General features: G+C 74.2%; 8 protein-coding genes. 5 read left to right on the forward strand and 3 right to left on the reverse strand.

Annotated elements, in window-relative coordinates; translation table 11 throughout:
* Positions 1-5: 5 nt before the first annotated feature.
* Complete coding sequence (locus AB0C17_RS25470; RefSeq protein WP_357480761.1) at positions 6-2,318, reverse strand: bifunctional polysaccharide deacetylase/glycosyltransferase family 2 protein; 2,313 nt, start codon at positions 2,316-2,318, stop codon at positions 6-8.
* Complete coding sequence (locus tag AB0C17_RS25475) at positions 2,311-2,847, reverse strand: hypothetical protein (RefSeq protein WP_357383752.1); 537 nt, start codon at positions 2,845-2,847, stop codon at positions 2,311-2,313. Before AB0C17_RS25475 ends, AB0C17_RS25470 begins: the two co-directional genes overlap by 8 nt.
* A gap of 102 nt (positions 2,848-2,949) precedes the next feature.
* On the opposite strand from AB0C17_RS25475, the gene pta reads away from it, so the two are divergent.
* Together pta and AB0C17_RS25485 are read left to right on the forward strand one after the other, a co-directional pair.
* Positions 2,950-5,016, forward strand: coding sequence for a phosphate acetyltransferase (gene pta, locus AB0C17_RS25480; RefSeq protein WP_357480763.1), 2,067 nt, complete (start codon positions 2,950-2,952; stop codon positions 5,014-5,016).
* Positions 5,013-6,125 (forward strand): acetate kinase, encoded by a 1,113-nt coding sequence (locus AB0C17_RS25485; RefSeq protein WP_357383748.1) that lies wholly within the window; start codon positions 5,013-5,015, stop codon positions 6,123-6,125. The genes pta and AB0C17_RS25485 overlap by 4 nt, the downstream gene beginning before the upstream one ends.
* Positions 6,126-6,162: 37 nt before the next feature.
* Here AB0C17_RS25485 and AB0C17_RS25490 read toward each other — a convergent pair whose 3' ends face one another.
* On the reverse strand, positions 6,163-6,336 hold the full coding sequence (locus AB0C17_RS25490) for a hypothetical protein (RefSeq protein ID WP_216929420.1): 174 nt from the start codon (positions 6,334-6,336) through the stop codon (positions 6,163-6,165).
* 181 nt (positions 6,337-6,517) lie between these two features.
* Here AB0C17_RS25490 and AB0C17_RS25495 point away from each other — a divergent pair, with 181 nt between their 5' ends.
* From AB0C17_RS25495 to AB0C17_RS25505, 3 genes are read left to right on the forward strand one after another with little or no spacing between them, the layout of a single operon-like run.
* Positions 6,518-7,603 carry an alpha/beta hydrolase gene (locus AB0C17_RS25495; protein WP_357480766.1) on the forward strand — a complete coding sequence of 362 codons (1,086 nt, stop codon included), beginning with the start codon at positions 6,518-6,520 and terminating at the stop codon, positions 7,601-7,603.
* Between the two features lie 2 nt (positions 7,604-7,605).
* Positions 7,606-8,247, forward strand: coding sequence for an aminoglycoside adenylyltransferase (locus AB0C17_RS25500; protein ID WP_357480769.1), 642 nt, complete (start codon positions 7,606-7,608; stop codon positions 8,245-8,247).
* Between the two features lie 41 nt (positions 8,248-8,288).
* The gene (locus tag AB0C17_RS25505) at positions 8,289-9,254 is read left to right on the forward strand and encodes a chlorophyllase (protein WP_357383742.1); all 966 of its coding nucleotides are present in this window, start codon (positions 8,289-8,291) and stop codon (positions 9,252-9,254) included.
* Positions 9,255-9,348 lie beyond the last annotated feature (94 nt).

The following is a 9,348-nucleotide window of genomic DNA, read 5'->3' on the forward strand; positions in this document are numbered from 1 at the left end:
CGGTCTCAGCCGGCCGCGCCCCGCCCGGCGACCCGGAGTCCTCCGGTACGCCGCAGCTTCTGCCAGCCCAGCCGGCCGCCGGTGAGCGCGGTGCCGACCGCCTGGAGCAGCACCAGGTACATCACCTGGCGGTAGACGAACTGCTGCAGGGGCAGCACCCAGAGCACGCCGAGCTTCTCCCGGTCCAGCCGGAAGGCCAGCACCGCGGTGAGGAACTGGAGCGCGAGCATGGCCAGCCAGGCCACCATCGTGTCGCCGCGGTCCAGGAAGATCAGCCCGTAGATCGCGAGCAGGTCGATCACCGGGGCGGCCAGCGGCAGCAGCACGCCGAACAGGGTCAGGAACGACAGGCACCGGCGGCCGAACCGGCCCGACGGGCCGCTCTCGATCACCGAGCGCCGGTGCTTCCACATCGCCTGCATGGTGCCGTAGCTCCACCGGTAGCGCTGCTTCCACAGCTGGCCGATCGTGGTCGGCGCCTCGGTCCAGGCGCGGGCGCTCTCCTCGTACACGATGTGCCAGCCGGCCCGGCCGGCGGCGATGGTGACGTCGGTGTCCTCGGCCAGCGTGTCGTCGGTCATGCCGCCCACCTGCTCCAGCGCCTGGCGCCGGAACGCGCCGATCGCGCCGGGGACGGTGGGCATGCAGCGCAGCGTCTCGTAGAGGCGGCGGTCGAGGTTGAAGCCGATGACGTACTCGATGTGCTGCCACTTGGCGATCAGGCCGCGGCGGTTGCCGACCTTGACGTTGCCGGCGACCACGCCGACCCGGGGGTCGGCGAACGGCTGGACCAGCCGGCGGACCGAGTCCGGCTCGAAGATCGTGTCGCCGTCGACCATGACGATCAGGTCGTGCCGGGCCAGCGCGACGCCCGTGTTCAACGCGCTCGGCTTGCCGCCGTTGGGCTTGCGCACGACCCGGACGTTCGGCAGGCGCAACGCCGCCACGAGGTCGGCGGTGCCGTCGGTCGAGCCGTCGTCGACCACCACCACCTCGATGCCGCCGGGGTGGTCACCCATGGCCAGCGAGCGGACCGCCGCGACGATGCCCTCCCGCTCGTTGTAGGCGGGCACGATCACCGAGACCGGTTCGGTGACCGGTGGACCCCACGACCAGTCGCGGCGACGGCGGCGGCGCGCGTGCCGTGGGGCGAGGACGAACAGCAGCAGCGCCCGGCCGACGGTGAGCACGCCGACCAGCAGGAAGAAGGCGCCGAGCACCCCGAACATGCCGTCGGCCACGCGAACCGCGCCGACCAGGACGTGTCCCCGCCACTGCTCGCCGAGCGGGGCCGCCGCCTGCCCGCCGACCGGCCCGGGTACGCCCGCTGCCGCGAACGTCTGGTTGAGCCCCTCGCTGACCGTGGTGAAGCGGTAGCCGCGTTCCAGCATCATCGGGATGTACCGGTCCAGCGCGGCCACGGTGCCGGACCGGTCGCCGCCCGAGTCGTGCCAGAGCGCGACGGTGCCGGCGGTGCCGGCCGGCGTGGCGTTGGCGACCATCTCCTCGACCGGGGGAAGTTCCCAGTCCCGGCTGTCGACGTCGTTCACCACCGTGAGGTAGCCCAGCCGGCCGGCCTGCCGCAGCATCGGCCAGTCCCGGTCGGTGTAGGCGTCCGCGCGGGACGAGTACGGGAAGCGCAGCAGCGACGAGCGGACACCTGTGGTGCTGGCGATGGCGAGCTGGGTCTGCGCGTACTCCAGTTCCCGCCGCCAGTCCGGCAGCGTGGCGAGGTCGGGGTGGGTGAACGTGTGCACGCCCAGTTCGTGGCCCTCGGCCACCAGCCGTCGGGTCACGTCCGGGTTGCGGACGACCTGCGAGCCGAGGACGAAGAAGGTGCCCTTCACCTGGTACTTGTCCAGGACGCGCAGCACCTCGGGCGTCCAGCGCGGGTCGGGCCCGTCGTCGAAGGTGAGCGCGACGGTACGCGCCGGCAGGCGGTGTGACTGGGTCCGCCCCTCGGGGCTGACGTTGACGATCGGGCCGCCCCCGATCACCGAGCTGGGGACCTCCCGCTGGCTGCCGGGCTTCACCCGGTTGTCGGGCACGAACGCGGCGTTCGTGTACGCCTCGACGAACAGCAGGCCGGCCAGGACCACCATGACCATGACGACAAGGGTCCAGCTCGGCCGGGGCAGCAGACGCCGGCCGCGGGAGCGGCGCGGGCCGGCGATCCGCCGGGCGTCCAGGACGACAGTGGGCTCGTCGTCCGGCCGCGCTCCGGCCCGGTGCCGGCGGACGGCGTGCACGCGGCGGGGGTCGAGCGGAACGGTGGGCTGGTCAGCTGTCGACTGTCGGGCGGGCGCCTGGTCAGTCATCGGCTGGCGCGGCCGGCGCGACGGGTTCGGCGGGCGGGTCGACGGCGGGCGGCGGATCGACCACTGGCGGCGGCACCTCGGCGGTGGGGGCGGTGGGCGGCGCGGTGGTGCCCGGCGCCGGGCGGGTGACCGTGGGCGCGCTCGGGGCGCTCCGGGTCGGCCGTGCGGACCGGGGGCTCGGCGGGACCGTGCCGCCGGGCGTGACGGAGGTGACCGGGGTCCGCGCCGGGGCGGTACGGATGTCCGCAGGCGTGTCCGGCGTGGGGCGCGTCACCGTCGGTGCCGGCGACGTGGTCGGCTTCGACGACGGCAGCCGCTGCTCGGTGGTCTCCTCGACGAACGGGATCACGGTGGCCGGGGTGATCGGCCCGCCGGCGAAACTGACCCCGACCATGATCGTGTAGACCGCACCCGCCGCGCCGGCACAGTAGGCGAGACGACGCAGCCACCGGCGTCGCCGCCCGCTGGGGTCGACGAAGACGGGGGGCGATTCCGGTACGACGGGAATCAGCGCGGTCGGGCCTTCCACGGCCTCAGTGTAGATGCGAGAAATTTCCACCTTCTTCCCTGGCTAGCCGGTGTGACCAGGCAGAACGGGCAGCACTCACCTCGATCTTGTAGGTTAGGGGCCGTGGCGCGCAGCGTGTACCTGACCGGCGTTGGTTCGGGCGGGGGAAAATCGACGGTGGCGCTCGGCCTGGCCGAGCTGTTGTCCCGACAGGTGGAACGGATAGGCGCGTTCCGGCCGCTCGTCTCAGGTGAGGGGCCCGACCCCATCCTCGCCCTGCTCACCGAGCGCTACCGGATGGACCTGCCGGTCGACGAGCTGCACGGCGCCACGTACGCCGAGGCGAGCGCGCTCGTCGCGGACGGCCGCCGGGAGGAGCTGATCTCCCGGATCGTCACCCGCTACCGGGAGGTCGAGCGGCGCTGCCCGGCGATAGTGGTGGTCGGCAGCGACTTCGCCTACGGCGACGGCGCCGGCCCGCGCGAGCTGGCCTTCAACGCCCGGCTGGCGACCGAGTTCGGCAGCGTCGTGGTGCCCGTGGTGGACGGGTTCGGGCAGACGCCCGAGACGATCGCGGCGGCGCTGCGTGGCGCGTACCACGATCTGGTCGACCTCGGCGCGACGGTGATCGCGGCGCTGGCCAACCGCGTGCCGGAGCCGATGACGCTGCCCGAGCTGCCGGTGCCCGCGTACGCGATCCCGGAGGTGCCGACCGTGTCGGCCCCGACGGTGGCCGAGGTGGCGGCGGCGCTGCGCGGCACCGTGCTCACCGGCGACGCGACCGCGCTGGACCGCGACGTGCTCGACTACGTGGTCGGCGCGGCGCACGTGCCGACGCTGCTGGACCACCTCACCGACGGGGCGCTGGTGATCACCCCGGGCGACCGTGCCGACCTGCTGGTGGCCGCCGGGGCCGCGCACGTGGCCGGGCAGGTGTCGCTGGCCGGGCTGGTGCTCACGCTCGGCGAGCAGCCCGACCCGCGCGCCATGCGCCTCGTCGAGCGGATGAACACCGGGCTCCCAGTGCTGTCGGTGCCGAGCGATAGCTACGACACGGTGTCCGCGTCCAGCCGGATCGAGGGCCGCCCCAGCACCGCCAACCCGCGCAAGGTCGAGGCCGCGCTCGGCGCGTTCGAACGCTGCGTGGACACCGACGACCTGGCCCGCCGGCTGCGGGTCAGCCGTTCCGCGCGGGTCACCCCGCTGATGTTCGAGAACGACCTGATCGACAGGGCCCGCGCCCGGCGCCGCCGGCTCGTGCTGCCCGAGGGCGCCGACGAGCGGATCCTGCGCGCGACCGAGGTGCTGCTGCGCCGGGGCGTCGCCGAGATCACCCTTCTCGGCCGCCCGGACGAGATCGCCCGGCGGACCCGGGAACTGGGCGTCGACCTCGGTGACGCCCAGGTCGTCGACCCGGCGAGCAGCCCGTGGCGGGACGAGTTCGCGCAGGCGTACGCGGAGTTGCGCGCCCACCGGGGCGTCACAGTGGAGCTGGCGCACGACATCGTGGCGCAGCCCAACTACTTCGGCACGATGATGGTGGAGACCGGCCACGCCGACGGCATGGTCTCCGGCGCCACCCACACCACTGCCGCCACCATCCGGCCCGCGTTCGAGATCATCCGGACCGTGCCCGGCGTCTCCGTCGCCTCCAGCGTCTTCTTCATGCTGCTCGCCGACCGGGTGCTGGTGTACGGCGACTGCGCGGTCAACCCCGACCCGGACGCCGACCAGCTCGCCGACATCGCCATCTCGTCTGCCGACACGGCGGCCCGGTTCGGCATCGAGCCGCGGGTGGCGATGCTGTCGTACTCCACCGGCAGCTCCGGCTCCGGCGCCGACGTGGAGAAGGTCGCGGCGGCCACCAAGCTCGTCCGGGAACGCCGGCCCGACCTGCTCGTCGAGGGCCCGATCCAGTACGACGCGGCGATCGACCCGCAGGTGGCGGCCACCAAGCTGCCGGACAGCCCGGTCGCCGGGCGGGCCACCGTGTTCATCTTCCCGGACCTGAACACCGGCAACAACACGTACAAGGCGGTGCAGCGGTCCGCCGGAGCGGTGGCCGTCGGGCCGGTCATGCAGGGCCTGCGCCGGCCCGTCAACGACCTGTCCCGGGGCGCTACCGTTCCGGACATCGTCAACACGGTGGCGATCACCGCCATCCAGGCCGCCGCGGAGGCGTCGGAATGAGCCGCATCCTGGTCCTCAACAGCGGGTCCTCGTCGGTCAAGTACCGGCTGTACGACGGCGACGACGTCCTGGACAAGGGCACGGTCGAGCGGATCGGCGAACCGGGCGGCGGGCCGGCCGACCACGAGAGCGCGGTCCGGGAGATCATCGGCCGGCTCGACCTGACCGGGCTGGCCGGCGTCGGTCACCGGGTGGTGCACGGCGGGCGGAAGTTCAGCGCGCCGGTACGCGTCGACGACGCCGTCGTCGACGCGATCGAGGATCTGGTGCCGCTGGCGCCGCTGCACAACCCGGCCAACCTCGCCGGCATCCGGGTCGCGCTGGAGGCGCTGCCGGACACCCCGCAGGTCGCGGTCTTCGACACCGCGTTCCACCACACGCTGCCCGAGGCCGCCGCCACGTACGCGATCGACAAGGACACCGCCGAGCGTTACGGCGTACGCCGCTACGGCTTCCACGGCACCTCGCACGCGTACGTCTCGCGTCGCGTCGCCGACCTGCTCGACCGCCCGTACGACGAGATCAACACCATCACGCTGCACCTGGGCAACGGAGCGAGCGCGTGTGCCGTACAGGGCGGGCGCAGCGTGGCCACCTCGATGGGCATGTCCCCGCTGGAGGGGCTGGTGATGGGCACCCGCAGCGGCGACCTCGACCCGACTGTCATCTTCCACCTGCGCCGCGAGGGCGGCATGGTCGTCGACGACATCGACGACCTGCTCAACCACCGCAGCGGCCTGCTCGGGCTGACCGGCGTCAACGACATGCGCGAGGTGCTGGCCCGCCGCGACGCCGGTGACCCGGATGCGACGCTGGCCTTCGACGTCTACTGCCGCCGGATCACCGGCTACGTGGGCGCGTACTACGCGCTGCTCGGCCGGGTCGACGCGATCGCGTTCACCGCCGGGGTCGGCGAGCACGCCGCACCCGTCCGGGCCGCGTCGCTGGCCGGGCTGGAGCGGCTGGGCGTCACCGTCGACCCGGCACGCAACGACGGTCAGGGCGACCGGGTCGTCTCCCCCGACGGCGCGGAGGTGGCGGTGCTGGTGGTCGGCACCGACGAGGAGCGGGAGATCGCCCGCGAGACCCGCGAGGTGCTCGGCGTCTGACCGCGGGCGCCCGGTCCTCCGCGCGGCCCGGCCCGGATCAGCCCAGGGCGATCCAGGCGACCAGGGCGACGACCACCACGGCGGCGACTGCGACGCCGGCGATCAGCGGCAGGCGGGACGGCGCCGACGCCGGCGCGGCCGGCTCGGGAGAATCGACGAATGCGCGGAACTGCGCGGTGTTGCCACTCGGGTCGGTGTAGTTCTCAGCCATGCGGCTGACCCTAGCGAAGCCGAACCGGGCGGACCGTCCCGCCGGGCCGCCACCTGCGGATCCGGGTGGCGGGACCGGGCAGACCCGGCCACCCGGTGGAGGCGGGAGCCGCCCGGGTGGCGGCGCCGACCGGTCCGGACGGCTGGCGCGTGCCGCCCGCTCGGCTGCCTACCGTGCAGGTGTGAGGGGGCAGCGGCTGGTCGCCGCGCTGATGACGGCGCTGCTGGCCGGTTGCGGCCCGGCCGTGACCACGTCCGGCCCGGCGCCGGCCGCCCTCGGGCCCGCGCCGGAGCGCCCGTACGCGGTCGGGATGCGGCAGTTCACGCTCGACCCGGACGGCAGGCGCCCGCTGCCGGTCACCGTCTGGTACCCGGCCGCGCCGCCTGCCGCACCGTCGCGCTCAGCCGTACTCCCGACGGGAACCGGCCCGGGCGGGCCTCGCGCGGTGGCCCTCCCGGCTCGCCAGTCGGTCGTCGCGGTCCCCTCCGGATCCGGCCGGGCCACACCGGCGAGCCCCGTTCCGGAGCGCGGACCGCAGGTCCGGCCGGGCGCGCCGTTCGCGGCCGGACGGTTCCCGGTGGTCCTCTACAGCCACGGCCTGCGCAGCCTGCCCGCCCTGCACGCGGCGCTGACCAGCCGCTGGGCCGCCGCCGGGTTCGTGGTGGTCGCGCCCACCTATCCGCGTACGAACCAGCGCGCCCGCGCCTACACCCGCGACGACGTCCGCAACCAGCCCGCCGACGCCTGGCGGCTGGTCCGTCACCTGGTCCGGCTGGGTGACCGCCCCGGCGATCCGCTCGGGGCGCACATGGCGGTGGACCGGTTCGCCGCCGCCGGGCACTCGGCCGGCGGTCACACGACGCTCGGCATGTTCGCCTCCGGGCAGCCGTCCCCGTTGCGGGCCGGAATCGTGATCGCCGGTGGCCGGATGGTTGCCGGTCTCTCTCGGCCGCTCGCACCGATGCTGTTCGTGCACGGGAGCGCCGACCGGATCGTGCCGGAGTCGATCGGCCGGGCCGCGTACGCCCGCTGCCTCGGCCCGGCCGCCTTCCTGACCCTGACCGGTCAGGGCCACGGCGAGTACCTGACGCCGGGCCGAACCGGGTTCACCCAGGTGCTCGCCACCACCACCGACTTCCTGCGATGGACGCTCTACGCCGACCGCGAGGCCCTGCACCGCCTCCCCACCGACGCGACAGCGCCCGGCACCACCACCTTCACGACCCGCTCCCTCCCGCCCACCCGCCCCTTGGCCCGTCGATCATGAAGTTGACGGCGTTCGCTGTCCGGTTTGTCGCCGCCAACTTCATGATCGACGGGGTCTGGGCGGGCGGCGAGGGGCGGCGAGGTGTGGGCGGGGTGGGTAGCGTGCGCGGGGTGGACGGGCTGGAGGGACGGCAACTGGGGGCGATCCGGGAGGTCGTCGATGTCGCCGATGCCGCCGGGATCGAGGTGTGGCTGCGCGGCGGCTGGGCGATGGACTTCCACCTCGGCGAGGTGACCCGGCCGCACGTCGACGTCGACTGGTACTGCTGGCGGCGCGACGCCGCACCGCTGGCCGACCGGCTCGGCGCGCTCGGCTGGCGGCCCGACCCCCGGATGCCCACCGAGACGCAGCTCGACCTGCTGCGCGGCGACGTCGAGCTGAGCTTCGCGTACCTGGACCGGGACGCGGACGGCCGGGTCGTCGTCGGCGCCGGACCATGGGCCGGCACCCTCCTGCCCGACGGGATGCTGAGCGGCCCGCCCGGGCGGATCGGCGCGTTCACCGCACCGGTGATCAGCGTCGGCGCCCAGATCGAGTTCAAGGAGATGTTCCCGGTCTGGATGCCGGAGCGCCCCCGCCGGGCCAAGGACGCCGCCGACCTGGCTCGTCTCCGGGGGTCAGCGGGTGGTCACCCGGCGCGCTGACCGGGCCTGGTGGCCGCCGATCGCGAGGCACAATCGAGTTCATGCGCCGTCGTCCCGCCGCCCTCGTCACCGCCGCCCTGCTCTCCGCCGCTCTCACCGGCTGCTCGGAGCAGCCCACCGCTCCCGCCGAGCGGCCCGCTCCCGACGCCCCACCGACGACGAGCACAGCCGCCCCGCGGGTGCCGGCCGGCAAGGCGCCCGCGGAGAGCTTCGCGGTCGGCGTACGCCAGGTGAAGCTGAACCGCGACGGCGACCGGCCGCTGCCGGTGACGCTCTGGTACCCGGCGGCGGGCGCTGCCGGCGGCGCGGTCGAGCGTTCCGCCCCGGCGGCGGAGGGGCGGTTCCCGGTGGTGCTGTTCAGCCACGGGCTGGGTGCCCGGCCGGAGGACTACCAGGCGCTGCTGACCCGCTGGGTGGCGGCCGGTTTCGTGGTCGCCGCGCCACGTTTCCCGCACACCTCCCGGGGCACCGACGGCAACCCGCTGGACGTGCTCAACCAGCCGGCCGACGTGTCGTACGTGCTGACCCGGGTGCTCGCGCTCGGCGAGAAGGCGGGCGACCCGCTGCGCGGCCGGCTGGACCCGGAGCGGGTGGCCGCGACCGGGCACAGCGCCGGCGGCGTGACCACTGTCGGGTTGTTCACCGCGAGCCGGGACGAGCGGCTGGACGCGGGCATCGTCTTCGCCGGCACCGCCCTCGGCGTGGGTACCGCCTTCGCCGGCGCCGCCGCGCCGCAGCTGTTCGTGCACGGCGAGGCCGACGAGGTGGTGTCGTACGCCGCCGGCAAGGCCGTGTACGACGCGGTGCCGTGGCCGAAGGCGATGCTCAGCCTGCCCCGGGGCGACCACGGCCGGGCACTGCTCGGCGACGGCAAGGCGCTCGGCGTGGTAGCCGACACCTCTGTCGAGTTCCTCCGCTGGACGCTGTACGGCGACCCGGCGGCGAAGAAGCGCCTGCCCGCCGACGCCTCCCGGGGCGGCCTGGCCACCCTCGACGACCGCCTGTAAGGAAGGGCCCCTTCTTAGAGGTCCTAACTTTTTGAGGGTGGGCGTAACCGACTGGATGTGAGGGTCGTTTCGTCTGAACGTGAGGAGGGGTGAG

The organism is Micromonospora sp. NPDC048887 (genome assembly GCF_040649715.1).
Classification (GTDB): domain Bacteria; phylum Actinomycetota; class Actinomycetes; order Mycobacteriales; family Micromonosporaceae; genus Micromonospora.